Raw genomic sequence first — 25,137 nt, 5'->3', positions numbered from 1 at the left:
GTTTTCGCGGCCGGTTTTTTTGTTTTGAAAGTGATTGTCGCATGAGCAAGACCTGGCGCCCGGCAACCCAACTCGTCCACGGTGGGACCCTCCGCTCGCAGTACGGCGAGACCTCCGAAGCGATCTTTCTGACACAGGGTTTCGTCTACGAAACCTCCGAAGCGGCGGAAGCCCGTTTCAAGGGCGAGACCGACGGCTTCATCTACGCACGCTACGGCAGTCCGACCAACGACATGTTCGAAAAGCGCATGTGCATGCTCGAAGGGGCCGAAGACGCCCGCGCCACCGCGTCGGGCATGGCGGCTGTTTCCGCGGCGATCCTCTGCCAGGTAAAGGCCGGCGACCATATCGTGGCCGCGCGCGCACTGTTCGGCTCCTGCCGGTGGGTCGTGGAAACGCTCGCCCCCAAATACGGCGTCGAGTGCACGCTGGTGGACGGCCGCGATCTCGCAAACTGGGAGAAGGCGGTTCGCCCCAACACCAAGGTCTTCTTCCTCGAAAGCCCGACCAACCCGACGCTCGAAGTGATCGACATCGCCGGCGTCGCGAAGCTTGCCGATCAAATCGGCGCCAAGCTGGTCGTGGACAACGTGTTCGCCACGCCTCTCTTCCAGAAGCCGCTGGAACTCGGCGCCCACGTGGTCGTCTACTCCGCCACCAAACACATTGACGGCCAAGGCCGTTGCCTCGGCGGCGTCGTGCTTTCCAGCAAGGAATGGATCGACGAGAACCTGCACGACTATTTCCGCCATACCGGCCCTGCGATGTCACCGTTCAATGCCTGGACCCTGCTCAAGGGCGTCGAGACGCTTCCTCTGCGCGTGAAGCAGCAGACCGAGAGCGCCCGCCGGCTTGCCGATTTCCTGGCGGAACAGCCGCAAGTCGAGCGCGTCATCTATCCCGGCCGCAAGGACCATCCGCAGGCGGACATCATCGCCAAGCAGATGAGCGGCGGCTCGACGCTGGTCGCCTTCGAACTCAAGGGTGGCAAGGACGCGGCCTTCGCTCTCCAGAACGCGTTGGAGATCACCCGCATTTCCAACAATCTCGGCGATGCCAAGAGCCTGATCACCCACCCGGCGACGACCACGCACAAGAACCTGACGGACGAGGCACGCGCCGAACTCGGCATCTCCGCCGGCACCGTGCGCTTCTCCGCCGGCATCGAGGACAGCGAGGATCTCATCGAGGATTTCGCCCGTGCTTTGAAAGGCGTGAAGGCCTGATCAAGCCGCATCCAACTCTTTGAAACGACGCAATTCCGGACGGAAACCGCTATACGCGCTTCCTGGAACTCCTCCGAAACCGCCCGCGCACGCACGGGCGGTTTTTTATCGCGGCTCGGGGAAACTGAGGCGGGCAAGAACGATGCGCGACACGGCCGTGTAAAGACAGACGATCGCGAACAAGGATGCGAGCAGCGGGAACCAGCCGGGAAACAGGCAGAAGGCCAGGAAGACGATAATGGTTTCGGTCGCTTCGGCGAGGCCGGTCGTGAAATAGAGCGACTTTGCCCCGCGCACGCTGGTCGTCATTGCTCGCTTCTCGGCGATGGTGGCATAGGCGAGAAAGGTCGATCCGTTGACATAAAAAGAGAAAAGCAGAAACGCGCCAGCAAGGCCGTTCACGACCGGATCCGCAACGATGAAGGCGAGCGGTATCGCGCCGTAGAATGCAAAGTCGAGGACGATATCGAGAAAACCGCCGAAATCCGTGCTGCGGCTGGCGCGTGCGATCGCCCCGTCGAGACCGTCGCACAACCGGCTGAGCAGGATCATGACGGCGCCGGCGAGATAGAACCCTTGTCCGATGAGGCCGGCCGCCAGTAGTCCGAGGCCGAGGCCGAAAATCGTGATAGTGTCGGCTTTTACGCCCCGCTTCACGAGAGCGACGCCCAATCCGTCAAGGAGTGGATCAAGCCGCCTGCGCACCGCACCGTCCAGCATGGATTTCGGCTCCGTCTAATTTGAATGGGACTTGTGCAATCTTGCTGTTATTCTTGCCGAAACCATATTGCAGTAAAATACCCGAATAGATTTGGCATAGGGTGTGCACATGTATCGTGCCCTGACTCGCGACATCGAGGTCACGGTTGAACCGTATTATCTGGAAGAACAGTCGGATCCGGACGATAGCCGCTATGTCTGGGGTTACCGCATCGTGATATCGAACCACTCCGACATCTCGGTTCGCCTGATGACCCGTTACTGGCACATTACTGACGAGAACGGCCAGGTGGACGAAGTGAGCGGCCCCGGCGTGATCGGCGAGCAGCCTCTGCTCAACCCCGGCGACACTTACGAATATTCCTCCGGTTGCCCACTGGATACCCCCTCCGGCGTCATGTTCGGCCACTACAGCATGGAGGCCGAAGACGGGGAGACATTCAATGTGGCGATCCCCGCCTTCTCGCTTGATTCGCCCGGGCTCGTCCGCACCCTCAACTGAGGGTGCGGCCCCGGTAGCCAAAACGCATCAGCTAAGGCACATCACTGGGGACGCACCTCGCTCGCCTCGAAACGATAGGTGGTGGAGCAGAACTCGCACGTCACCTTGATCACGCCGTCTTCGATGCTGCTTTCGATGTCATCGCTGTCGAGCCCCGCCAACACCCCGCGGATCTTCTCGCGCGAGCAGCTGCAGCGATCATAGACAGCTTGCGGCTGATAGACACGGACCCCGCGTTCGTGGAACAGCCGATAGAGCAGCCTTTCCGTTCCGACGGTCGGGTCGGTCAGCTCGTCGGTGTCGATCGTCTCGACCATCACCTTCGCCTCCGACCAGAGATCATCTTCCTCAAAGAGGTGGAACGTCTCCTCCCCCTCGTCGCCGTCGCCCCCCGGAAGGTCCGGCTGGCGCATGCGTTCAGGGGCGTCCGGCAGGAACTGGGCAACCATGCCGCCGGCGCGCCAGCGGTGCCGCGGCTTGCCGTTTTCGTCGCGATCGAGAAGCTCGGCGACACCAAGGCGCACCTTGGTCGGGATCTGCTCCGACTGGCGGAAATAGACACCGGCGATTTCCTCGAGCGTTGCACCGTCGAGTTCGACAATACCCTGGTAGCGCTGCATGTGGGCGCCCTGGTCGATGGTGAAGGCAAGAACGCCCCTGCCAAGGAGTTCGTGGGGCTGCGTGCGCCCCCCCTCCTCCGCGGCGGCCAGGGCCTCCTGGCTGTAACGGGCGTAGGCCCGGACCCGGTCCGGCGTGGAAAAGTCCGCCACGACGAGATCGACCGGACCGTCGCCCTGAGTCTGAACGATCAGCTTGCCCTCGAACTTCAGCGACGTGCCGAGCAGCACCGTCAGCACCACCGTCTCTGCGACCAGCCGCGCCACCGGCAGCGGATAACTGTGCCGCTCCAGGATGGCATCGAGCATAGGGCCGAGCTGCACGGCGCGCCCGCGCACGTCGAGCCCCTCGACCTGGAAGGGCACGACATGGTCGTCGCCGGCAAAATCGAACTCGCCAAGCCCCCGCGCTGTTTCTGTCATATCTTGCTCCTTGCATCGCGGGCGAGGCGCGTGGGGACATAGATACCCCGGCGCAGTCTGCCCGTTATTTCATTTGACCCTGTCGCGATCGGATTTGTCCAGAAGGCACGTGCATTCCGACGGTGCGCGGCACGCGCTCACAATGCACAATGACTGATTGGCGGCCACTATCCGGCAGCATGACCGGAGCCGGCCTCATGCCGCCTAAATTGTGTTTCAGCGCGGAAAATTCAATAGGCACCCCGGTTCCACGGGCTTCCGGTCTCCGACGGTCCCGAACCGGCCATTCCAGGACCACCCCAAACGACCGGGTCTTCGGATCAGGGCGGAATGCCGTCAAAAGACCGGTACCGCGCTCGTCAGACGACGCCCATGCACCAGGCAAGGATCGATTTCTGTGCATGCAACCGGTTCTCCGCCTCGTCGAAAACAACCGATTGTGGGCCGTCGATGACCTCGTCCGTCACCTCTTCGCCACGGTGCGCCGGCAGGCAGTGCATGAACAGTGCGTCCGGCGCGGCGTGCTTCATCAATGCCCCATTGACCTGGTAGGGTTGGAAAACATTGTGGCCGCGGGCGCGGTGCTCCTGGTTCATCGATACCCAGGTGTCGGTGACGACGCAATTGGCTCCCGCGACGGCCTCCTCGGCCTCATGGCAAAGCAGGATCTCACCGCCATTGCTGCGCGCCCAGTTGAGGAACTTGTCCTGCGGCTCGGAACCGAGCGGCACCGCCATGTTCATGCGATATCCGAAACGCGCCGAGCCTTCGACCAGCGAATGGAGCACGTTGTTGCCATCACCCGCCCAGGCGATCGTCTTGCCCTTGACGGGCCCGCGATGCTCCTCGAACGTCATGATGTCTGCCATGATCTGGCAGGGATGCGTATCATCGGTCAATCCATTGATAACCGGCACCGTGGCGTGTTCGGCGAGTTCCAACAGCCGGCGATGATTTGTCGTGCGGATCATGATGGCGTCGACATAGCGCGAAAGAACCTTTGCCGTATCGCCGATCGTCTCGGCCCGGCCAAGCTGCATTTCGGTTCCGGAAAGAAACAGCGTCTCGCCACCGAGCTGGCGCATGCCGACGTCAAAGGAGATGCGCGTGCGGGTGGAGGGCTTCTCGAAAATCATCGCGAGCACCTTGCCGGCAAGCGGCCGTTCAGCGGTGCCCGCTTTGGTCGCCGTCTTGCGAACGCGGGCGTCGTCAATGATCGTCCTCAAGTCGGCAGCCGTCATCGCCGAAAGATCGAGAAAGTGTCTGGTACCGGTCATCACTCAAAATTCCTGTCGTGAAAGTCAGGCCGTTCAGGCCGCCGCATTGCCGCTGTTGCTTCTGACCGCTTCGGCGGCACGCTCAAGCCTTGCGAGCCCTTCTCGGGCTTCGGCGGCAGTGGTGATCAACGGCGGCAACAGGCGCAGCACGTTTTCGCCGGCCGGAACTACAAGCAGCTTCTCCGCGCGGATTGCCTTCAACAGATCGGCCGAGGGCACCTTTGCCTTGATCCCGAGCATCAGTCCGTCCCCGCGGATTTCCTCGATCACATCCGGAAAACGGTCCTTGAGCGACGCGAGCCCCTGCCGGAAAACGAGAGTGACGTCGCGCACCTGGTCCAGGAAGCCGTCGGCGAGAACAACGTCGAGCACCGCGTTGCCGACCGCCATTGCCAGCGGATTGCCGCCATAGGTCGATCCGTGCGTCCCCGTGACCATGCCAGCGGCCGCTTCTTCGGTCGAAAGGCACGCGCCCAGAGGAAAGCCGCCGCCGATGCCCTTCGCGACAGCCATGATGTCGGGCCGGATGCCGGCCCACTCATGGGCGAAGAGCTTGCCAGTCCGCCCGACGCCGCACTGAACCTCGTCGAGGATCAGCAGCAGGCCGAACTCGTCGCAAAGCGCCCGCAACTCCTGCAGAAACTCCTTGCTGGCCAGGCGAATGCCGCCCTCGCCCTGGATCGGTTCGATCAGGATCGCCGCCGTCTCGTCATTGATCGCATCCTTGACCGCAGCGAGGTCGCCGAAAGGAACCTGATAGAAGCCTGGCGCCTTTGGCCCGAAACCCTCGATGTACTTCTGTTGGCCGCCGGCCGCGATCGTCGCGATCGTGCGGCCATGGAAGGCGCCTTCGAAGGTGATGATATGGAACTTTTCCGAATGCCCTTTGGCGAAATGATAGCGACGCGCAGTCTTGATCGCGCATTCGAGCGCTTCCGCACCCGAATTGGTGAAGAACACGCGGTCCGCGAAGGTCACGGCGGTCAGCCGGCGGGCCAGGCTTTCCTGCCCGGGAACCTCGTAGAGGTTGGAAAGATGCCAGACCTTGTCCGCCTGCGCCTTCAGCGCCTCGACGAGGTGCGGATGTGCATGGCCAAGCGAGTTCACGGCAACGCCTGCGGCAAAATCGAGATAGCGCGAGCCGTCTTCGGCGATAAGCCAGACGCCCTCGCCTCGCTCGAAACGCAACGGCGCGCGCATATAGGTGTCGTAGAGCGGCGTTGTTGCGGCCATGGCGAACTTCTCCTTCCGTCCTGTTGGCATCGATATCGGCTGATCGCGTCCGATAAAAATCAAAAATGCCGCCTTTCGGCGGCGCAGGCACTATTCCTATTTCGCACTGCAATGTCAACAAAACCAAGGCTTGCAACGGCCCTGAAGGCTTAGATTCCGACGTGCGAAAAAACGTCCGGCGAGGGCTTGCAAAAATGCAACGGCCAGCGAGCAAGTTGGGGAAAACCCCGAAATCGATTCGGCGCGATTCCCGCGACTCTTGCCACGGAGTCACCCTGCCAGTAGGTTAATATTCAATTACTAGACGCATGCGGCGGACCTAGTCACCAAAAGAGTTATCGCGTTGCAGCTCCGGAGTTTTTCCGGAGCATGGTGATGGATTCTGCCATCCAACGCCGAGAACGGAGAGTGCAGAATGAACTGGACTGACGAGCGGGTGGAGAAACTGAAGAAGCTGTGGTCGGAAGGCCTGAGCGCCAGCCAGATCGCGGCACAACTGGGTGGCGTCAGCCGTAATGCCGTCATCGGCAAGGTTCACCGGCTGAGCCTGCCGGGGCGGGCCAAGGCCGGCGGCGCGACCACTGCCGCACGCCCGAAGCGCACCACTTCCGCTCCCCGCGCGCCGAATTACGCCGCGCGTGTCACAACCCGCACCGTCACCCGCACCGCTGGTGCCACCGTGCTCAAGGAAGAGATCGAAGTCGATCTCGTCGCGGATCAGGACCTCGAACACGCACCCAATGTCGTCGTTCCGATGTCCCGCCGCCTCGGCCTGACGGAGCTCAGCGAGCGCACCTGCAAGTGGCCGATCGGCGATCCTTTGAAGGAAGAGTTCCATTTCTGCGGCAATGACTCGCCGGAATCGTCGCCTTATTGCAGCTATCACACGCGGCTCGCCTATCAGCCTTCCGGCGAGCGCCGGCGGATGCGCTGATCGGTCTTGCGAACGCAAATGAAAAGGGGCCTAAAGGCCCCTTTTTTATGCATGCAGAAACCGGACAACAGCGGCCTTCAGCTTTCAAGTGAATAGCCGGCACCGCGCACGGTGCGAATGACATCGGGCATGTTCGAAAAGTTCAGCGCCTTGCGCAGACGACCGACATGCACGTCCACTGTGCGTTCGTCGACATAAATGTCATGACCCCACACGCCGTCGAGAAGCTGTGAACGGGAGAAGACGCGCCCCGGCGAGGACATCAGGAACTCCAGCAGCCGGAACTCCGTCGGTCCGAGCCGAACCTCGCGGCTGCGCCTGTGGACCCGGTGCGTCTCGCGATCGAGCTCGATGTCGCCGCAGCGCAAGAGCGTCGAAAGTACCTCGGGCTTGGCGCGCCGCAGCATCGCCTTCACCCTTGCCATCAGTTCCGGCGTAGAGAACGGCTTGACGACATAGTCGTCCGCGCCGGTGGCGAGACCACGAACCCGCTCGCTTTCCTCGCCGCGCGCAGTCAGCATGATAATCGGCAGGCGCTCCGTTTCCGGCCTCTGCCGCAGCCGGCGGCAAAGTTCGATGCCGGACACTCCGGGCAGCATCCAGTCGAGGATCAACAGATCGGGCAACCGCTCCTGAAGGCGGATTTCAGCCTCGTCTCCACGCAGGATCGTATCGACGTCGAATCCTTCGGCCTCGAGATTGTAGCGCAGGAGGACGCTCAGCGCCTCCTCGTCCTCGACAACAGCGATCTTCGGCAACATTCGGTCATGCTCCTTCCCACGCGCGGGTGCCGTCATGCCACCGCGGCACAATACGGGCGCGAATACTCGCGACCGGGACAAGATTAACGCATGCACCTGCGCATGCGGGTATCGGGCGCCCTAGATCGTTTCATTGAAACAGTGAAACGACCTAAATCTCTGAACGACGCAACTCCGGACGAAAAACCGTTGTCCTGGAATTGCTCTAGTCCGTCACGGAGCCCAGCGACGACGTCGTGTCGTCCTTCGGCCGTTCGCCTTGCGGCTGAGCACCCGTCGCCATGTAATAGATCGTTTCGGCGATGTTGGTCGCATGGTCGCCGATACGCTCGATGTTCTTGGCGCAGAAGAGAAGATGCGTGCACGGCGTGATGTTGCGCGGATCTTCCATCATATAGGTCAGCAACTCGCGGAAAAGCGACGTGTAGATCGCGTCGATCTCTTCATCGCGCTCGCGGATGCTGTTCGCCTTTTCCGGCGAACGGGAGGCATAGACGTCGAGCACTTCCTTGAGCTGGACCAGGGCCAGCTCCGCAAGATGCTCCAGGCCACGCGCGAGCTTGCGCGGAATGCCGGATCCGGCGACCGCGATCACGCGTTTGGCGGTATTCTTGCCGAGGTCGCCGACACGCTCCAAATCGGCGGCGATCCGGATCGACCCCATGATCTCGCGGAGATCCGACGCCATTGGCTGACGCTTGGCGATGGTGACGATCGCCTTCTCGCCGATCTGACGCTCGGCGTCGTCGAGGATCGCGTCGTCCGAAATCACCTTCTGCGCCAAGGCCAGATCCGAGTTCACCAGCGCCCGGACAGAGTCCGCCACCATCTGCTCGGCAAGCCCGCCCATCTCGGAGATCCGGCGCGTGAGATATTTCAACTCCTCGTCGAAGGCGGACATTATGTGTGCATGAGTCATTTTCGTTTCCTCAAGGCGCGCGCTGTTCTGGACGGACCTTCATCGATCGTAAGGGTTGGAAACCGCTTTAGCCGAACCGACCCATAATATAGTCCTGCGTGCGCTGATCATCCGGATTGGTGAACATCTTGTCGGTGTCGTTCTCCTCGACGAGATTGCCGAGGTGGAACATGGCGGTGCGTTGCGACACACGCGCGGCCTGCTGCATCGAATGGGTCACGATCACGATCGTGAAATTCGCACGCAGCTCGTGAATGAGCTCCTCGACCTTCGCGGTGGCGATCGGATCGAGCGCCGAGCAGGGCTCGTCCATCAGGATCACTTCGGGGCTGACCGCAACGGCGCGCGCGATACAGAGGCGCTGCTGCTGACCGCCGGAGAGGCCGGTGCCCGGCTCTTGCAGCCGATCTTTGACCTCATTGAAAAGGCCCGCCTTTTGCAGGCTCGTTTCGACGACCTCATCGAATTCCGCTTTCGTGCGGGCGAGACCATGAATACGAGGACCGTAGGCGACGTTCTCGTAGATAGATTTCGGGAACGGGTTCGGCTTCTGGAACACCATGCCGACACGGGCGCGCAGTTCCACGACATCGATGCTCGGATCGTAAATATCGTCCTCGTCGAGCGTGATCTTGCCGGTCACCCGGCAGTTCTCGATCGTATCGTTCATGCGGTTCAGCGTGCGCAGGAACGTCGACTTGCCGCAGCCCGATGGACCGATCAGGGCTGTCACGGTGTTTTCACGGATGTTGAGATTGACGTCGAAGAGCGCGCGCTTCTCGCCGTAATAGACCGACACATCCTTGCCGATCATCTTGTAGGGCACCGTGTTCATTTTCAGGTCCAGAGCCTTTTCCACTGCAGCTTCCGACATCATGTTCATAGTCCTTACCCCACTACCAGCGGCGCTCAAAGCGACGCCGCAAGAGAATTGCGCCCAGGTTCATGAAGACCAGGAAGATCAAGAGAATGATGATCGCCCCGGACGTCCGCTCGACAAAGGCGCGCTCCGCCTCGTTCGCCCACATATAGATCTGCACCGGGAGGGCCGTGGACGGCTCCAGCGGCGATCCCGGAAAATCAACCACGAAGGCGACCATGCCGATCAACAGCAACGGCGCGGTTTCGCCGAGGGCGTGCGCAAGGCCGATGATCGTTCCGGTCAGGATGCCAGGCATGGCAAGCGGCAACACGTGATGGAAAATCGTTTGCATCTTCGATGCGCCGAGACCGAGCGCGGCGGAACGGATCGACGGTGGAACGGCCTTCAGAGCCGCCCGCGTGGCGATGATGATCGTCGGCACGAAACCGCCGACGAGCGCGGCCGAACGCGGCAAGCCGGCGAAATTTATAAAGACGGCGAGGCCGAGAAGGCCGTAGACAATTGACGGTACGGCCGCGAGGTTGTTGATGTTGACTTCGATCAGGTCGGTAAGCCGGTTCTTTGGTGCGAACTCCTCGAGATAGATCGAGGCGGCCACGCCGATCGGCAGCGACAGAACCAGAACGATCAGCATCATGTAGAGAGAGCCGATCAGGGCAACGCCAACGCCCGCCGCTTCCGGACGGCTCGATGCGCCGAATGTGAAGATACCCGTGTTGAAGCTCGTCTTGAGTATGCCGGCATCGGCGAGCTCGTTCATCCAGGCAACCTGCTGGTCCTTGACCTTGCGATTGGTTTCAGCGACCGACAGGTCGATCTGGCCCTTGAAAGCGGAATCGATGTTCGCTTCGGCAAGCAGCGTCACCGGCACCGTTTTGCCGATGATCGACGGATCCGCGACGACGATGTTGCGCAGCTGCGTGCGTGCGCTGGCGGAGATCATATCCGTCGCCTGCTTGACCAGAGGCCGCTTCGTCGCGTCGAGCCCGAGTTGCTTAACGAGCGCATCGCGAACGAGCAACGGATAGTTGGCCGTCATCAGCTGCTTGGCGTCGGTCGCGCGCTCGTTTTTAGGATCGATGACCTTTTCCGAAAACTCGATCGGCAGCGTGATCGTCGTCTGCAGGAATGCAGTGTAGCCCTTCGAAACGACCGTCGTGACGAGGACCGCGAGGAAGAACAGACCGAGGACGATGGCGCTGATGCCATAGGCCCGGAAACGGCGCTCGGCAGCATAGCGGCGCTTGATACCGATATCGCGGCGGGTTTCGGCAGGACGGGTCGAGACCCTTACCGTCGGGGAAGCAAGGTCGGTCATTCGTACTGTTCCCGATATTTGCGCACGATATAGAGCGCGTATATGTTGAGGCAGAGCGTGATGACGAAGAGCGTGATGCCGAGCGCGAACGCGACCAACGTCTGTGGCGACGTGAATTCCAGGTCACCCGTCAGCTGGTGAACGATCTTCACCGTCACCGTCGTCATCGGCTCGAAAGGCGTCAGTTGCATGCGCGCCGCCACGCCCGCTGCAAGCACGACGATCATCGTCTCGCCAACCGCGCGTGACGCCGTCAGAAGCAGCGCACCGACAATGCCGGGCAGTGCGGCCGGCAGGATGACCTTCTTCACCGTCTCTGAACGCGTTGCCCCAAGTCCGAGCGAGCCGTCGCGCAATGCACGCGGAACCTGCGTGATGATGTCATCGGAGAGCGACGATACGAAGGGGATCAGCATGATGCCCATGACGATGCCAGCAGTCAGTACGCTCTGCGCCTGGATGAAGTTCTGGTAGTTGCCGGTGAGGAGGCCGTTCAGTTGCGTCGAGATATCGCGCAGGAACGGTCCGACCGTGACGAGCGCAAAGAAGCCGTAGACGATCGTCGGGATGCCGGCGAGCACTTCGAGGAGCGGCTTCGCCGTCGAACGCAGCCGCGGGCTTGCGTATTCTGCCATGTATATCGCCGCGAAGAGACCAATGGGCACTGCAAACAGCATGGCGACTAAGGCGATATAGAGTGTGCCTCCGAGAAGCGGCAGGAGGCCGAACTGGCCCGATGCGCCGCCGCTGCCGGCGGCCGCGAAACGGGGGTCCCACACCGTGCCGAAGAAGAACTCGGCGGGCGATACCATGCTGAAGAACCGGCCCGCCTCCGACAACATCGAAGCGACGATACCGATGGTGGTGAGAATGGCGATCGAGGACGCAACGATCAGCGAAGCGAGCATTACGCGCTCCACCCGATTGCGGGCGCGGAAGCGGGTGCTGATGTTGCGGATGGCATACACACCGCCAGCAACGGCAACGAACAGCACGACCGCGCTCATCAGCCAGCGACTGTAGGTCCGCATGGCGTTGAACTGCTGCGCTGCCCCAATCATGTACGGTTCGCCTTCTCCCGCCAGCGCTACGCCCTTGGCGGCAAGCGTTTCGCGCAGGTTGGCCGAACCATTTTCAAGCGCGGCGAGTTCAGACGCGTCCAGGCGAACGAGGCCGCCGGCAACCGACTTCACCTGACCGAGTGCGAGCTGAACCGTTGCAGCGCCCTGGCTCTTTACCGCCTCGGGAAGAGCAGAACGGACACTGGAATCGATGTAAAGCGGCGATGCGATCAGCCAGGTGGCCAGCACAAGTGCCGCCGGCAGCATCGCCCAGATGGCGACATAGCTGCCATGATAGCCGGGCAAGGAGTGCAGGTCCGCGAATTTACCGCCGGACTGCGCGAGCGAGCGCGCACGACCGGCAAAATAGGCAATGAAACCAATCAAAACTATGATCAAAAGAAGGAGCGAAGTACTCATCAGCACGTCTCCCCGGCAAAGACCGCCATGGCCGCCGGCAAAATCAAAATGAACGCATGCCCCGACGCGACACCAGGTCGCGCCGGGGCGTGTCTTAATTAGAGCATGTTGCCGGCTTCGAAAGCCTTGCGGATTTCTTCACGCTCTGCGTCCGGAGCAGAAACGAGGCCGTATTCGGCGAGCGGGCTGTCAGGGCCGATCATCTGGTCGTCGATGAAGAATTCGACGTATTCCTTGAGGCCGGGAACAACGCCCATATGGGCCTTCTTGACGTAGAAGAACAGCGGACGGGAAACCGGGTATTCGCCCGAAGCGATCGTTTCCGTCGAGGGAACGACGCCGTTGACGGTAGCGACCTTCAGCTTGTCGGCGTTGTTCTCGTAAAACGAAAGGCCGAACACGCCGATGCCGCTCTTGTTGGAAGCGATACGGGCGAGCGTTTCGGTGTAGTCGCCGTCGATGTCGACAGCCATGCCGTCCTTGCGGACAGCGACGCACTTGGCGAGCTGTTCCTTGGCATCGCTGACGGCTGCCTTGATGACGTCCTGGGCACCGGCTTCCTTGCAGCCTTCAGCGAGGATCTTCTCCTCGAAGACTTCGCGCGTGCCGTGCTTCTGGCCTGGGATGAAGGCAGCGATTTCGGCGTCCGGAAGCGAAGCGTCGACTTCCGACCACTTCTTGTACGGGTTGGCAACGAGCTTGCCGTCGACGACGACTTCAGCTGCGAGCGCCTTGTAGAGATGCTCCGGCTTCAGGGCGAGGTCGGCGTTGCCAGCATCGGTCGCGAAGACGATGCCGTCATAACCGATCTTGACTTCCTGGATCTCGGTCACGCCGGCAGCCTTGCAGGCTTCGATTTCGCTGTCCTTGATCTTGCGCGAGGAGTTGGCGATATCGATCGTGTCTTCGCCGACGCCCTTGCAGAATTCCTTGAGGCCGGCAGACGAGCCGCCGGACTCGACAACCGGCGTCTTGAAGTCGGGGAAGGTCTCACCGAAGGTTTCGGCGACGATCTTTGCGTAGGGAAGAACGGTCGACGAGCCAGCGACCTGAACCTGGTCGCGAGCCGCTGCGGTGCCCGCGAACGCGGCGGAGGCGACCAGCGCCGCTACAGTGAGTTTAAGAGCTTTCATAGATGTTCTCCCGGAATGGGCTTGTGTTGGTGCGCTTCAGTTCCAGCGCTCTCTTCGCCGTATGATCGGCCGCCCCTAGTTAGCCGCCGATGGTCACACCTTTTATGTCAATTCGGTGAAACATTTATGACAGTCTATGTCATTGAAGAAGCTTCGTAATTTCGACATCCGCGATGAACCGGCGACGTTTTGTGTCAGAAGCGGACCGTGAAGATCGTACCCTTCCCGACCTCCGAATGAATTAGGAGACGGGCACGGTGGCGCGTGAGGATATGCTTGACGATGGCAAGCCCCAGGCCGGTGCCTTTTTTCGAGCGGCTCGCCTCCACGTTAACGCGATAAAAACGTTCGGTAATTCGCGGTACGTGCTCGGCCGGAATGCCTCGCCCGTAATCCTCGACGGTGACCTCGGCCTGCTTGCCCTCGTCTCCGGTCAGCCGGACGTCCACCTTCTTGCCTTCCTGTCCGTACTTGCACGCGTTCTCGATCAGGTTCTCGAAGACCTCGATCAATTCGTCGCGATCTCCTGGGACAAAAACCGGCGCATCAGGAACATCGAGCGAGATCGTGACGTCAAGCTCGGTTGCGAGCGGCAGCAGGCTGTCGCGCACATGCCCGAGCAGCGGCGCCAGGTCGACCATGTCCTCGGGGGCAAGATGTGACTTCAGTTCGAGCCTGGAGAGCGACAAGAGGTCGTCGACGAGGCGGCTCATGCGGGTGACCTGCTCGTGCATGATGCCGAAGAATCTCTCCTGTGCCTTCAGGTCGTTGCGCGCCGGACCCTGCAGCGTTTCGATGAAGCCGCGCAGCGAGGCGAGTGGCGTGCGCAGTTCATGGCTGGCATTGGCGACGAAATCGGAGCGCATCCGGTCGATGCGGCGCACTTGCGAAATGTCGCGATAGGTCAGCAGGAAGATGCGCCGGCTCGAAGCATCGGCTTCAATCTCGGCGGGTGCGACCCTGACGACATAGACAGCATCCGACGGCAGCCTCTCGGTGTGTTCGATCTGATTGATCTTACCGGTGGCGATGGTCTCGCGAACCATATCGAGAATGCCGGGCGAACGGACGCGTGCGGAAAGGTCGCTATTCGGGGGAATCGTGCCGAACGCCTTTTCGGCAGCAATGTTCTGAAAGAGCACGGTTTCATCCGCCGCGACGACGAGCACGGGCATGTCGAGCGCGTTCAACGCCGGGACCAGCGGGTCCCTTCCCTTTTCGGTCGCAACGGCGCTTACCGGAGCCGGCTGCACGGACGGCACGCTGCGATTGAGCAGCGCCGCGGCAAGCACGATCCAGAACGGCAGTACGGCAAGGATATGAATACCGGCGAGCGTAGCGAGAACGGCCAGCAAGACCGAGAGGCCGAGAACCCACCGTTCCGCCTTCAGCTTCGGCAGCAGGGTCCGCCAGAGCACCCTTGCATTGTCCAACACAACATCCTCATGACTCAATTGCGCCCTCCTGATCATGCGCCGGGAAGGCAGAGAGATAGCGCTGCTTCATGACATGATTTTCACGACATGCTTGAATCCGCAACGCAATTATGGCCTCTTTCAAAGAAATCGAGCGTCAGCGGGAGGCAGAACAGATGGCGGCAGAAACGGCGGCAGCCCAGTCCAAACCGGAGACCCGGGCGGTCGAATTGCGGATCGGCGGCAAGTCCCGCATCTTCGATATCGACAATCCTGAACTGCCAAAATGGATCGACGACGAGGCCTTCTCTTCCGACGACTACCCCTACAAGAAGAAGCTCGACGAGGACGAGTACGAAGAAACGTTGACGAAACTTCAGATCGAGCTCGTCAAGGTCCAGTTCTGGATGCAGGCTACCGGCAAGCGCGTGATGGCCGTTTTCGAAGGGCGCGACGCGGCCGGCAAGGGCGGCGCCATCCACGCGACAATGGCCTATATGAACCCTCGTTCCGCCCGCATCGTCGCGCTTACCAAGCCGACCGAGACCGAACGCGGGCAATGGTATTTCCAGCGTTACGTGGCGACTTTTCCGACCGCCGGCGAATTTGTACTCTTCGATCGCTCCTGGTACAACCGCGCCGGCGTGGAACCGGTCATGGGTTTCTGCACGTCCGAGCAGTACGAGCATTTTCTCAAGCAGGCGCCCCGCTTCGAGAAGATGATCGCCGACGAGGGCATCCAGCTCTTCAAGTTCTGGCTCAATATCGGCCGGGAGATGCAATTGAAGCGTTTCCACGACCGCCGGCATGATCCGCTGAAGATCTGGAAGCTGTCGCCGATGGACATCGCGGCACTGAACAAGTGGGATGACTATACCGAAAAGCGCGACCGGATGCTCAAGGAGACGCACACGGACCATGCACCCTGGACTGTCATCCGCGGCAACGACAAGCGCCGAGCCCGGATCAACCTAATCCGCCACATACTCAAGAATCTGGATTACGACGGCAAGGACAAGGCGGCTATCGGCGAGATCGACGACAAGATCGTCGGTTCCGGACCGGGGTTCCTGAAATGACCCGCGAAGCGGTTGACCGCGTCACTGACCCGGCAGCACGCGGATCGCAAAAATATCCAGGCTGTTGCCCGCTCCGCTAACGTCGCTGTTGAGCACGAGCCTGCCCGGACTGCTTGGCGCAGGGCTCTGCTCGAACGAAACCTTGAAAAGCATGTCGAGGCGTTCGTCATGAACGGTGAACCGGTGGCGGCCGCAGGCGCCGAGCGAAGAAAAGTCGCATTCGACGGAAAATTCTGCCGTCTTGCCGGGCGCGGCCTGGACCGTGAGCGCCAGTGTCGATGATTTGCCCGAGAGGTGCTCAAGGATATCCGCGGGAATTTCGAAGACGAGATCTCCATCCTTGTCGGCGACCGCCGACGTCACGCGTACGCGCTCTCCGCCCTCGTCGTTCAAAGGCTCGACGGTGGCGCGCGCGCCCGGCTTGATCGCGGCGGCGTTCGCCGCGGTGAAAACCTCGACCCAATCGCCGGAGAAGCCTTCCTGTGCGCCGAGGTTCTGAAGCCGTGCGGCGCCTTCGAAATCTTCCGATTCCACCGTGGCAGGCGGATTGGCGACGTTGGTGTCGCGCTCGGCCGGAGATTTCAGCAGGTCGTTGGTCTGGATCCACCAGACAGCAGCGCCGGCTGCCGCCGCGAGCGTTGCCAGGACCATGGCGAAGGAAAGCAAGCGCCCGCGCCGGCGCTTGCGGGGGCGCTTGTCGGCAGCGCCCAAATCAGGTGCAGCGGGCGCAGTCTTGCCGCCTGGCGGCGGAGATGCGGGTGTAGCGACGGACCGCCCCGAGGCGAGCGAGTCGTCGCGATCAGCGCGCAGGGCGCCGAGGTCGCTTTCGCCTTGCGCCGCACGTCCTTGTCCGCCGGGAGCCGGCTCGCGGCGGGCAGACACGGAAAGGTCGGCAGCCGCCGTCTTCGGCGCCGCCCGCTCGCCTGCATCACCGAGGCTGACGACCGGTGGTGCAGCGGCACGCCGCAACGCAGCGCGTTCTTCGGTCTCGATCGCATGAATGACCGCTTCGAGCCGGTGGCGTTGTTTCGCAATCAAATCCGGGTCTTCGATCTGCTGCTTCTTCAGTCCGTTTTCCAGCGCCTGACGGGCCGACTGATAGATGCGTGCGCGGATTTCCGCATTGGTCCGGTCGGAACGTTCCAGTGCATTCCTGATCGCAGTTTCGAGTCCGCTCACATCAAATCCTTCTGCACAACGAAGCCCTGCTGCATGTTTCCCAACCGATTTAAGGAAACATGCAGCAATTCAAAGCACCACAGCGACCTTTTGCGCGTCTAACGAGACGCGACGCTGTAGCGGCACGGCGTGGCCAAGCGGGCATTCCCATCCTTGGGAGGAGAGGATGGTTTCCTTCCCGATCCACGACATTGGTTTTATTAACGATTGGGTAACCGTTGCTTTCGGAATCTGCAAGTCCGGCCGTAAGACCACCAGGGACTTCCGCGGGGAAAATCGAACGAGGACCTGATCGACGGGTAAAATGCGTCTCTTTGCAAGTCCATCGGTTTGCTGTTATCTATTTTGACGTTTACGCAAACGTCAAACAATGAGGGATGGAGAAGCCTGATGCCTTTGCCGCCAATTCTTTCCGGAACAACGAGACTGCCGGTGGTCGGCGCGCCGCTCTTCATCGTCTCGCATCCCCGGCTGACGATCGCGCAGTGCAAAGCCGGCGTCATCGGTTCCTTTCCCGCCCTCAATGCTCGTCCACAATCGCAACTGGACGAGTGGCTTGCGGAGATCACCGAGACGCTCGCCGATCACAAGGCCAGGCATCCCGACCGGCCGGCAGCGCCATTCGCGGTCAACCAGATCGTCCACAAGTCGAATGCCAGGCTCGAGCAGGACCTGATGCTCTGCGTCAAATACAAGGTGCCGATCGTCATCTCGTCGCTCGGTGCGGTGCCGGAAGTGAACGCAGCGATCCATTCCTATGGCGGCATCGTGCTCCATGACGTCATCAACAACCGCCACGCCAATTCGGCAATCCGCAAGGGTGCCGACGGCCTGATCGCGGTGGCGGCCGGGGCCGGCGGCCATGCCGGAACGCTCTCGCCTTTCGCGCTCATTCAGGAGATCCGCGCATGGTTCGACGGACCGCTCCTGCTTTCCGGCGCAATCGCCACCGGCGGCGCCATCCTCGCCGCGCAGGCAATGGGCGCGGACATGGCCTATATCGGCTCCTCCTTCATCGCCACCGAAGAGGCGCGCGCCAGTGATGCCTACAAGCAGATGATCGTCGACAGCAGCGCCGCCGACATCGTTTATTCCAACTATTTCACCGGCATTCACGGCAACTATCTCAAGCCCTCGATCAGCGCAGCCGGCATGGATCCAGACAAGCTGCCGGAAGCGGACCCGTCGAAGATGGACTTCGGCAGCGCCGCCGAAGGCGCCAAGGCCTGGAAGGACATCTGGGGCTGCGGCCAAGGCATCGGCGCCGTCCGCGAGATCGGCACGGTGGCTGAGCTCGTCGACCGGCTGGAACGGGAATATGACGCGGCACGAACCCGGCTCGGGCTCGGTGCCCGTCGCGATGTTCATCCGGCCAAGGAATTTTCAAGTTCTCGAAACTGATGGCTTGAAATCTTGGCGCTTTGCGTTTATCAGCGCCTCACACTTCGTTCCGCGGCCAACCGCGGAGCCATCAGGGCCGCTTTAGCTCAGTCGGTAGAGCACATCATTCGTAATGATGGGGTCACGTGTTCGAGTCACGTAAGCGGCACCATTAATTCCAAGCATTTAGCATGAGATGCCCTCGACTGCGTCGAGCAAGCAAGCGCGCGCCCGTTGCCGACTCGTGAGCCACACCGACGATGATCCGACGCGGAATCGGCAGGCAAGGAGCATGCCGACCGCTCAGGCCCAGCCGCCCTCAAGCAATGGCTTGACCGGATGGCGGGACTTGACCATGCGCAGCCGGCGGATGGTTTCCGCGTGCTCATAGTTCTCGTGCTCTGCGCCGAGATCGAGGCCATATTCGGACTCGGGATTTGAACGTGCCCCGATCAGGATGAACTCCGCGCCCTCGAAATCGAGGAGGCGAACGTCCTCGCGCGCAAAACGCCGGCCTCTGAATTCCTCCTGCAGCTTCTCCGGATAGTCGGCCTCATCCTCCTCGCGCAGCCCGGCATTGACGGGCTTGCCCTTCTCCGGATTCTTGATCGATAGCGCGTAGCTCGCCTCGGGGGCGATCTTGAAGGCTTTCTGCACCTGGCCGGGTTTTTCGGGAAGCTCGAGCGCGTATGAGAGATGCATCTGTCCGTCTTCGAGCGTGATTGCGTACACGCCTTCCCCGGCGGGACGCGCGGCCGGCTGCCGACGCTCGGCCCGTGTGCCCGTGTCATAGCGTCGCTCGCGAAGCTCTTTCTCAACGTCCTTGGCCGAATGCCTGGTCGCCTCCACAAAACCCCAGTGGCGTTCGTGCCGCTCGGCTTCGGGCAGTCGCTTTCGCCCGACAACCAGGAGCCGGACCTTCTCGCCGCCGTGCGGACGGAGCACCATCTCGAACCGTTGCACGTCACCGATACTCGAGGGATGCTCTTCCTCCACCCGGGGTCGATACAGAAAGAAGATATTGCCCTCTTCCAGAACGACCGTTTCGCGCTCCTGCCCGGGTTCAGCCATCGATTGTTGCTCCTGATGCTCTGTCCTTCGCCAAGCGGACTTGATGCTCAGCTATAGGGAAGCGTCCCCAGCGACGAGTAGCGCTCGTTCAGGCCATCAAGGGTTTTCAGGTCGCCTTCGCCGAGATCGAAATCAAACACATCGATGTTCTCTTCCAGATGTTGCCGCTGGTTGGCTTTGGGAATGGGAACTGTCCCGCGCTGCAGGTTCCATCGGACCAGCACTTGCGTCGGCGATTTGCCGTATTTCGCGGCAATCTTCGTGAGAGTCTCGTCCCGCAGCCGTTTCGTGCGCGTGAGGGGGCTGTATGCCTGGATGACGATCTGCTTTTCCTTCGCATAACGCAGCATGTCATCGCTGTGCCCGAACGGGCTCCACTCGATCTGATTGACCGTTGGCACCTCGCCCGTCGCATCTATCAACGCATCCATGAGGTCGATCGAGTAGTTGCTGACGCCGATGTCTTTCGCAAGACCCTCCTCTTTCGCCCGGATCAGGCCTCGCCACAGATCTTCCCCCGCTCCTGTTCGCGGCGGACGGTGTATGAGCATGAGATCGGCATAGTCCAGCTGCAATTCGTCGAGATTTTTGCGCGTCGCTTGATAGGCGTCGTCCACTTCCTCGACTTTCGTGACCAGGTAGAAGTCGGCGCGTTCGATGCCGCTCCTGTTGATTCCGTCTGCGATGCCGGGCTGGGTCCCGTAATCTCCGGACGTGTCGATCATTCGATAGCCCAGCTTCAAGGCAGTTGCGATCGTCTCGGCCGTGTCGTCCGTCAGTTGCCATGTGCCGAGCCCCAGAACAGGCATCTTGTTTCCGGTGTGCAGCATTATCTCGGTCTTCTGGTCCATGATTTGCGCCTTTGTCCATCACGCCGCCGCGCCGCGCTCACACGCCAAACACCTGCTCAGGAAAAGTGTTCCGGGCGGTCGTCTCCGGACCGGCGCGGTTCGGCAGAGGCGGCAAGCGCCAGCCTGCCGTTCATGGGACGGTTATCAGGATCGAAGTGGGGAACAATCGACCTCTGCGGAGATTGGAGCACAAGACCGCGGGCGATTGGAAAGGCGCGGGATTCGACGAGGGGACGTGCGTCAACTCCTGAGAGAGGCCGGAACGATGCCCCGAGAGCGCCGTGCGTTCAAATGAATGCACAAAGGACGCTCCAGCATACGGGATGCTCCGGCAGGGGACACCGGATCGGGTTGGCCGAACAGGATCTAGCGACGAAACGACACCAGAACGCGTGCTGCGGCTGTGAGAGTGAGCAAATGGCCTTCTCGACACCTGATGATGTACAATCCGTAAGAATCGAGCCCCCGGGGATCGAGGCTTTTCTCGGCGTCCCTTCCGGCGCGAGTGGCCTCGTGATCTTTGCCCATGGCAGTGGAAGCGGGCGCTTCAGCCCTCGCAACAATCGCGTCGCGGCGGCACTGCGGGAAGCGGGGTTGGCGACACTTCTCGTTGATCTCCTGCGACCGGACGAAGAACAGGACCGGCGCAACGTCTTCGACATCGATCTCCTCGCTGATCGGCTCGTCGCCGCAAGGCGTTGGGTCTCCGAGGTTTCCGAGGCTTCGCATCTGGCGGTCGGCTACTTCGGCGCGAGCACGGGAGCCGGCGCGGCGCTGCAGGCAGCCTACGCCGAGCCGGACGTAGGCGCGGTCGTATCACGCGGTGGCCGCCCCGATCTTGCCATGCAGGTTCTGCCGGAGGTTCGCGCCCCCACCCTCCTCCTCGTCGGAAGCCTCGACGGGCCGGTGATCGACGTGAACGAACGCGCCTTCGACGCGCTCGCCTGCGAGAAGCGGCTCATCATCATCGATGGCGCGGGCCATCTGTTCGAGGAGCCCGGCACGATGGATCAGGTGATCCGGCATGCGACAGACTGGTTCCTGATCCATCTCGGCAGCACTCCAGGAAGGACATGAGATCATGGATTATCCCCCGCGGAAATTTGTAGATCGCCGGGATGCGGGACGGCAACTCGCGGACGTTCTGGCGAAACATGCCCAATCGGAGCCGTTGATCCTGGCATTGCCGCGCGGCGGCGTGCCCGTGGCTTTCGAGATAGCCAAAGCCTTGCACGCACCGCTCGAATTGGTTCTGGTGCGCAAAATCGGCGCGCCTGGACACTCCGAATACGGCATCGGCGCTGTGGTGGACGGCAATGATCCGCAATTCGTCTACAACGAGGAGGCGATGCGCATCGTCAGTCCTTCGGCTGCCTACATTGAGGCCGAAAGCCGCCGCCAACTCGCCGAGATCGAGCGGCGGCGCGAGATCTATCAAGGAAATCGACCTCCGACACCAACCGCGGGCCGCACGGTGATCGTCGTGGACGATGGTGTCGCGACGGGCGGCACTGTCAAGGTCGCATTGAAGGCGTTGCGCAAAGCGGGAACCGGCAAGATCATTCTTGCTGTTCCGGTCGCAGCCGGCGAGGCCCTCGAGCAACTCGAAGCGGAGGCCGACGAAGTCATCTGTCTGCAAACACCGGATCCGTTCCGGGCTGTCGGCATCCACTATATCGACTTCGACCAGACATCGGACGAAGAGGTCATTCGGCTGCTCGAAGAGGCTCGCGAAGGCGAGGCTTGAGCAAGTAGCAACGGCCGATCGTCACGCCCGCGCCGAAGGCGTCATCGCTGCGGTCCCTCAGCCCTTGGCGACCCGGCCGGGCGCTCCGACAACGCACTGCGTAGACGAGGGCGACTATCGGTATTTCGCTCGGCTGATTGCCGATCGTTCGTCTAAGTCGCGACCTGCGGCAACGGTCACTTCACCGACACATCGCCCCGCGAGATTTGGTTGACGGCCGGCGGCTCGGGCTGCGTGGTCACTTCGTGCAACCATTCCCGCCAGATGGCGACGAGCAGCGCCATAAGCACGGGGCCGACGAACAGACCGAGGAAGCCCATTGTCTTCACGCCGCCGATCAGGCCGAAGAAGGTCGGCAGGAAAGGCAACTTGATCGGTCCGCCGACAAGTTTCGGCCTGAGCGTCTTGTCGACGATGAACAGCTCTGTCGTGCCCCAGGTAAAGAGCGCGACTCCCTGCACCGGCGAACCGCTCGCCACGAGATAGATTGACACCAGCGTGAAGCAGAGAGGTGCGCCGCCTGGCACCATTGCCATGATACCGGTGATGATGCCGAGCGTCACCGGCGACGGGACACCGGCCAGCCAGTAAGCGACGCCGAGAACGATGCCTTCGCCGATTGCAATGATGCCCATGCCGGTCACCGTCGAACTGATGGTCAGCGGCACCACTCGGGACAGACGCTCCCAGCGCATCGGAAAAATCCGCTCGCCGAGATGGTCGAGCTGCTTCGAAAAGGACTGGCCGTCGCGATAGACGAAGAACAGCGTGATCAGCATGAAGAGCAGCGTCAGGAAGGACTGGAAGGCGGACGCGCCGATCACCAGCACGCCGCGATAGATATTGCCGATGTTGGAGCCGCTGACGAGCTGCACCAGTTCGCCCAGCGCACCGGGATGGCCGACATATTTAACCCATTGCTCTCCGAGCCAACTGCCGGCCGCCGGTATGGTCGTCAGCCAGGCGGGAACCGGCGCCCCGTTGGCATTGGTTTCGACCGCCCAGACGAGCCAATCGCGCACTTCGTCCACCGCATAGACCGCGGTGATCGAAATCGGCACCACGATGAAGGCGACCACGGCGACGATGGCGATCGTTGCCGCCAGCGTGCGGTTGCCATCGACCGCCTGGAGCAGCCGACGGTAAATCGGCCAGCTCGCGAAGCCTATGACGACGGCGGCGAGCACCGGCACCACGAAGCCATGGAAGAAATAGACGCCTGCCACCAGAACGAGGACGAGCAGCCAGCGGGCAGCCGAGATCGGCAGGACAAGGGCAGAGCGTGAATGGGCCGGCTGCCCGAAGAGCCTCGGCTCCGCGGGAAGGTTTTCTCGCTCACGATTGCCCAATTGCACCTGTCATCCTCCGTCTTTTAGAAACCTTACATGAAACCCCGGACCTTGCCAGCCCATCTGCTGCGTTGACACTCAGTTTCCGATGGATAGGGGATGGTCGCGGACGTTAGCGGCGGGACATGACAGAAAAATTTAGGCGTACTCAAGATCGTCGCGCGAAAATTCGGGTCTCTTCGCAAACTTATGCTGCCTGCCGCCCTCTGCGGTCGACAAGAACCGAGACGAAGAAGATGGCAAAACCGGCAAGACCGAGAACAGCACCGACCAGCCCCGTCGAGGTCCAGCCGTAGCCTGCTGCGATCGACACACCGCCGAGCCAGGCGCCGAGCGCGTTGGCGAGGTTGAAGGCGGAGTGGCTGAGGGCTGCGGCTAGCGTCTGCGCCTTGCCCGCCACGTCCAGCAGACGCGTCTGCACGCCGGGCACGACGGCGAAACCGCCGCCGATGAACAGCACGTTGACGATCGCCATCCACGGGTTCGTCATGGTGAAATAGAACAGGATGTAGGCGAAGATGTTGAAGGCGATCGCAATGCCGATCGTCGGCAGCAACGACCAGTCGGCGAGCCGCGAGCCGACGATGTTGCCGAGTATCATGCCGGCCCCGAAAACGGACAGCATGATCGGCACGTTCCCAAGGGGGACGCCTGCGACGTCCGTCAGCGCCGGGGTGATGTAGCTGAAGACCGCGAACATGCCGCCGCAGCCGATGGCGCAAATGCCGAGCAGCAGCCAGACCTGCAACTTTCCGAGCGCGCCGAGTTCCCGAAGCGGCGTTGCCTCAGGGTCACCCTTGTCCCGCGGCACGTAGAGGCAGCTCAGGACCATGGTCAGCAGGCTGATGCCGCCGACGAGGGCAAAGGCGGCCCTCCAGCCAAGCGCCTGGCCAAACCACGCGGCGAGCGGTGTGCCGAAAAGCGTGGCTATCGTCAGCCCCATCATCACCCGGCCGATCGCCCGCGCCCGCTGGTTGGGCGCGGCGAGGCCGGCAGCGACGAGCGCCGCAACACCGAAATAGGCGCCGTGCGGCAGCCCGGCGAGGAACCGCGCCGCGATCAGCGTGTGGAAATCCGGGGCCGCGGCGCTTGCAAAGTTGCCAAGAGCGAACAGTGCCATCAGGACGAGAAGAACGTGAAAGCGGGCAAAGCGCGCGGCAAGAACGGCAATCAACGGCGCACCGACCACCACACCCAACGCATAGGCGCTGATCACGGCGCCGGCTTTCGGCACCGAAACGACGACATCTTCGGCGACCTGAGGCAGCAGACCCATGATCGCAAATTCACCGGTACCGATACCGAACCCGCCGACTGCGAGCGCGATTTCTGCCGCCGACACCCTGCTGCGTGGCATGACAGCTGTGGAGGGGAGGACGTCGTCGGACATGGAACAGCCTTGCTGCGGCACTTCAACCGCTGCTCGAAAATCGATATCTGGAAATGCCGCGAACGGCGTCGGCACCGAGGATGCCGCAGGGAGGTGTGTATTGCGGTGCAATATAAATTGTTAGCCAACTGCCGCAAGGATTTATGCTGCGGCGCATATCAAAATCTCGTGCGTTCTGCCGGTGCACCAAGGCGCCGCGATTGTTGACGTTTACGTCAAAGTCATATAAGCGGATTCACGGCTTGAAGA

Annotated in this window: 23 protein-coding genes and 1 tRNA gene; 8 read left to right on the top strand and 16 right to left on the bottom strand. The window is 61.6% G+C overall.

Translation table 11 applies throughout. The features are described from left to right. Positions 1-41 precede the first annotated feature (41 nt). The gene (locus QN224_RS02340; RefSeq protein ID WP_283975395.1) at positions 42-1,226 is read left to right on the top strand and encodes an O-succinylhomoserine sulfhydrylase; all 1,185 of its coding nucleotides are present in this window, start codon (positions 42-44) and stop codon (positions 1,224-1,226) included. Positions 1,227-1,331: 105 nt separating this feature from the next. On the opposite strand, the gene QN224_RS02335 is transcribed toward QN224_RS02340, so the two are convergent. Further along, entirely contained in the window at positions 1,332-1,946 is a 615-nt protein-coding gene (locus QN224_RS02335; protein WP_283975394.1) for a CDP-alcohol phosphatidyltransferase family protein, read from the bottom strand. 109 nt (positions 1,947-2,055) lie between these two features. On the opposite strand from QN224_RS02335, the gene apaG reads away from it, so the two are divergent. Further along, entirely contained in the window at positions 2,056-2,448 is a 393-nt protein-coding gene (gene apaG / locus QN224_RS02330) for a Co2+/Mg2+ efflux protein ApaG (protein WP_173511009.1), read from the top strand. A gap of 41 nt (positions 2,449-2,489) precedes the next feature. Here apaG and QN224_RS02325 read toward each other — a convergent pair whose 3' ends face one another. From QN224_RS02325 to QN224_RS02315, 3 genes are all read right to left on the bottom strand, one after another. Continuing rightward, the gene (locus QN224_RS02325; RefSeq protein WP_173511010.1) at positions 2,490-3,488 is read right to left on the bottom strand and encodes an Hsp33 family molecular chaperone; all 999 of its coding nucleotides are present in this window, start codon (positions 3,486-3,488) and stop codon (positions 2,490-2,492) included. Positions 3,489-3,847: 359 nt separating this feature from the next. Further along, positions 3,848-4,765 carry an ornithine carbamoyltransferase gene (gene argF, locus QN224_RS02320; RefSeq protein WP_173511011.1) on the bottom strand — a complete coding sequence of 306 codons (918 nt, stop codon included), beginning with the start codon at positions 4,763-4,765 and terminating at the stop codon, positions 3,848-3,850. 33 nt (positions 4,766-4,798) lie between these two features. Continuing rightward, a complete protein-coding gene (locus tag QN224_RS02315; protein WP_283975393.1) occupies positions 4,799-5,998 on the bottom strand; it encodes an aspartate aminotransferase family protein in 1,200 nt (399 codons plus the stop codon). A gap of 415 nt (positions 5,999-6,413) precedes the next feature. Between QN224_RS02315 and QN224_RS02310 the strand changes: the two genes are divergently transcribed. Continuing rightward, entirely contained in the window at positions 6,414-6,932 is a 519-nt protein-coding gene (locus QN224_RS02310; protein WP_283975392.1) for a GcrA family cell cycle regulator, read from the top strand. Between the two features lie 77 nt (positions 6,933-7,009). Here the strand turns inward: QN224_RS02310 and phoB are convergent, their stop codons facing one another. The 7 genes from phoB to phoR all read right to left on the bottom strand — a co-directional run bounded on the left by phoB (position 7,010) and on the right by phoR (position 14,881). Continuing rightward, positions 7,010-7,693 carry a phosphate regulon transcriptional regulator PhoB gene (phoB, locus tag QN224_RS02305; RefSeq protein WP_034797168.1) on the bottom strand — a complete coding sequence of 228 codons (684 nt, stop codon included), beginning with the start codon at positions 7,691-7,693 and terminating at the stop codon, positions 7,010-7,012. Between the two features lie 205 nt (positions 7,694-7,898). Beyond that, on the bottom strand, positions 7,899-8,612 hold the full coding sequence (gene phoU / locus QN224_RS02300; RefSeq protein WP_173511014.1) for a phosphate signaling complex protein PhoU: 714 nt from the start codon (positions 8,610-8,612) through the stop codon (positions 7,899-7,901). Positions 8,613-8,679: 67 nt separating this feature from the next. Beyond that, positions 8,680-9,495 (bottom strand): phosphate ABC transporter ATP-binding protein PstB, encoded by an 816-nt coding sequence (pstB, locus tag QN224_RS02295; protein ID WP_173511015.1) that lies wholly within the window; start codon positions 9,493-9,495, stop codon positions 8,680-8,682. A 13-nt stretch (positions 9,496-9,508) separates the two neighbouring features. Then, entirely contained in the window at positions 9,509-10,813 is a 1,305-nt protein-coding gene (gene pstA, locus QN224_RS02290; RefSeq protein ID WP_283975391.1) for a phosphate ABC transporter permease PstA, read from the bottom strand. Further along, positions 10,810-12,294 carry a phosphate ABC transporter permease subunit PstC gene (gene pstC, locus QN224_RS02285; RefSeq protein WP_173511017.1) on the bottom strand — a complete coding sequence of 495 codons (1,485 nt, stop codon included), beginning with the start codon at positions 12,292-12,294 and terminating at the stop codon, positions 10,810-10,812. Before pstC ends, pstA begins: the two co-directional genes overlap by 4 nt. A 98-nt stretch (positions 12,295-12,392) precedes the next feature. Then, positions 12,393-13,427, bottom strand: coding sequence for a substrate-binding domain-containing protein (locus QN224_RS02280; RefSeq protein WP_269278614.1), 1,035 nt, complete (start codon positions 13,425-13,427; stop codon positions 12,393-12,395). Between the two features lie 194 nt (positions 13,428-13,621). Further along, a complete protein-coding gene (phoR, locus tag QN224_RS02275; protein ID WP_173511019.1) occupies positions 13,622-14,881 on the bottom strand; it encodes a phosphate regulon sensor histidine kinase PhoR in 1,260 nt (419 codons plus the stop codon). 137 nt (positions 14,882-15,018) lie between these two features. Between phoR and ppk2 the strand changes: the two genes are divergently transcribed. After that, positions 15,019-15,921: a polyphosphate kinase 2 gene (ppk2, locus tag QN224_RS02270; protein ID WP_283975390.1), complete on the top strand. Its 903-nt coding sequence runs from the start codon at positions 15,019-15,021 to the stop codon at positions 15,919-15,921. 21 nt (positions 15,922-15,942) lie between these two features. Here ppk2 and QN224_RS02265 read toward each other — a convergent pair whose 3' ends face one another. Next, positions 15,943-17,100, bottom strand: coding sequence for a biotin transporter BioY (locus QN224_RS02265; RefSeq protein WP_283975389.1), 1,158 nt, complete (start codon positions 17,098-17,100; stop codon positions 15,943-15,945). 390 nt (positions 17,101-17,490) lie between these two features. Between QN224_RS02265 and QN224_RS02260 the strand changes: the two genes are divergently transcribed. Next, positions 17,491-18,501, top strand: a complete 1,011-nt coding sequence (locus QN224_RS02260) for a nitronate monooxygenase family protein (RefSeq protein ID WP_283975388.1) — start codon at positions 17,491-17,493, stop codon at positions 18,499-18,501. 75 nt (positions 18,502-18,576) lie between these two features. Then, positions 18,577-18,652: transfer RNA gene (locus tag QN224_RS02255), tRNA-Thr, on the top strand. A gap of 131 nt (positions 18,653-18,783) precedes the next feature. On the opposite strand, the gene QN224_RS02250 is transcribed toward QN224_RS02255, so the two are convergent. Next, a complete protein-coding gene (locus tag QN224_RS02250; RefSeq protein ID WP_283975387.1) occupies positions 18,784-19,551 on the bottom strand; it encodes a hypothetical protein in 768 nt (255 codons plus the stop codon). A 47-nt stretch (positions 19,552-19,598) separates the two neighbouring features. Continuing rightward, positions 19,599-20,402 (bottom strand): aldo/keto reductase, encoded by an 804-nt coding sequence (locus QN224_RS02245; RefSeq protein WP_283975386.1) that lies wholly within the window; start codon positions 20,400-20,402, stop codon positions 19,599-19,601. A gap of 417 nt (positions 20,403-20,819) precedes the next feature. Between QN224_RS02245 and QN224_RS02240 the strand changes: the two genes are divergently transcribed. After that, entirely contained in the window at positions 20,820-21,479 is a 660-nt protein-coding gene (locus QN224_RS02240; RefSeq protein WP_283975385.1) for a dienelactone hydrolase family protein, read from the top strand. Positions 21,480-21,483: 4 nt separating this feature from the next. Continuing rightward, complete coding sequence (locus QN224_RS02235; protein WP_283975384.1) at positions 21,484-22,149, top strand: phosphoribosyltransferase; 666 nt, start codon at positions 21,484-21,486, stop codon at positions 22,147-22,149. Between the two features lie 176 nt (positions 22,150-22,325). On the opposite strand, the gene QN224_RS02230 is transcribed toward QN224_RS02235, so the two are convergent. Continuing rightward, positions 22,326-23,504: an AI-2E family transporter gene (locus QN224_RS02230; RefSeq protein ID WP_283975383.1), complete on the bottom strand. Its 1,179-nt coding sequence runs from the start codon at positions 23,502-23,504 to the stop codon at positions 22,326-22,328. A 181-nt stretch (positions 23,505-23,685) separates the two neighbouring features. Next, entirely contained in the window at positions 23,686-24,888 is a 1,203-nt protein-coding gene (locus tag QN224_RS02225; protein WP_283975382.1) for an MFS transporter, read from the bottom strand. Between the last annotated feature and the right edge of the window lie 249 nt (positions 24,889-25,137).

Source organism: Sinorhizobium sp. 7-81, from assembly GCF_030124405.1.
In the GTDB taxonomy this organism is placed as follows: Bacteria; Pseudomonadota; Alphaproteobacteria; order Rhizobiales; family Rhizobiaceae; genus Sinorhizobium; species Sinorhizobium psoraleae.
Note: the sequence above shows the minus strand (reverse complement) of the source record. Positions and strands in the feature narration are given on the sequence as shown.

Bases quoted from the DNA above. Each gene is read 5' to 3' on its own strand.
- pstC (WP_173511017.1), bottom strand. From the start codon at position 12,294: ATGAGTACTTCGCTCCTTCTTTTGATCATAGTTTTGATTGGTTTCATT.
- QN224_RS02245 (WP_283975386.1), bottom strand. From the start codon at position 20,402: ATGGACCAGAAGACCGAGATAATGCTGCACACCGGAAACAAGATGCCT.
- pstA (WP_283975391.1), bottom strand. From the start codon at position 10,813: ATGACCGACCTTGCTTCCCCGACGGTAAGGGTCTCGACCCGTCCTGCC.
- QN224_RS02340 (WP_283975395.1), top strand. From the start codon at position 42: ATGAGCAAGACCTGGCGCCCGGCAACCCAACTCGTCCACGGTGGGACC.
- ppk2 (WP_283975390.1), top strand. From the start codon at position 15,019: ATGGCGGCAGAAACGGCGGCAGCCCAGTCCAAACCGGAGACCCGGGCG.
- phoU (WP_173511014.1), bottom strand. From the start codon at position 8,612: ATGACTCATGCACACATAATGTCCGCCTTCGACGAGGAGTTGAAATAT.
- QN224_RS02335 (WP_283975394.1), bottom strand. From the start codon at position 1,946: ATGCTGGACGGTGCGGTGCGCAGGCGGCTTGATCCACTCCTTGACGGA.
- QN224_RS02235 (WP_283975384.1), top strand. From the start codon at position 21,484: ATGGATTATCCCCCGCGGAAATTTGTAGATCGCCGGGATGCGGGACGG.
- argF (WP_173511011.1), bottom strand. From the start codon at position 4,765: ATGACCGGTACCAGACACTTTCTCGATCTTTCGGCGATGACGGCTGCC.
- QN224_RS02315 (WP_283975393.1), bottom strand. From the start codon at position 5,998: ATGGCCGCAACAACGCCGCTCTACGACACCTATATGCGCGCGCCGTTG.
- QN224_RS02325 (WP_173511010.1), bottom strand. From the start codon at position 3,488: ATGACAGAAACAGCGCGGGGGCTTGGCGAGTTCGATTTTGCCGGCGAC.
- phoB (WP_034797168.1), bottom strand. From the start codon at position 7,693: ATGTTGCCGAAGATCGCTGTTGTCGAGGACGAGGAGGCGCTGAGCGTC.
- QN224_RS02280 (WP_269278614.1), bottom strand. From the start codon at position 13,427: ATGAAAGCTCTTAAACTCACTGTAGCGGCGCTGGTCGCCTCCGCCGCG.
- QN224_RS02240 (WP_283975385.1), top strand. From the start codon at position 20,820: ATGGCCTTCTCGACACCTGATGATGTACAATCCGTAAGAATCGAGCCC.
- QN224_RS02250 (WP_283975387.1), bottom strand. From the start codon at position 19,551: ATGGCTGAACCCGGGCAGGAGCGCGAAACGGTCGTTCTGGAAGAGGGC.
- QN224_RS02310 (WP_283975392.1), top strand. From the start codon at position 6,414: ATGAACTGGACTGACGAGCGGGTGGAGAAACTGAAGAAGCTGTGGTCG.
- QN224_RS02225 (WP_283975382.1), bottom strand. From the start codon at position 24,888: ATGTCCGACGACGTCCTCCCCTCCACAGCTGTCATGCCACGCAGCAGG.
- apaG (WP_173511009.1), top strand. From the start codon at position 2,056: ATGTATCGTGCCCTGACTCGCGACATCGAGGTCACGGTTGAACCGTAT.
- pstB (WP_173511015.1), bottom strand. From the start codon at position 9,495: ATGAACATGATGTCGGAAGCTGCAGTGGAAAAGGCTCTGGACCTGAAA.
- QN224_RS02260 (WP_283975388.1), top strand. From the start codon at position 17,491: ATGCCTTTGCCGCCAATTCTTTCCGGAACAACGAGACTGCCGGTGGTC.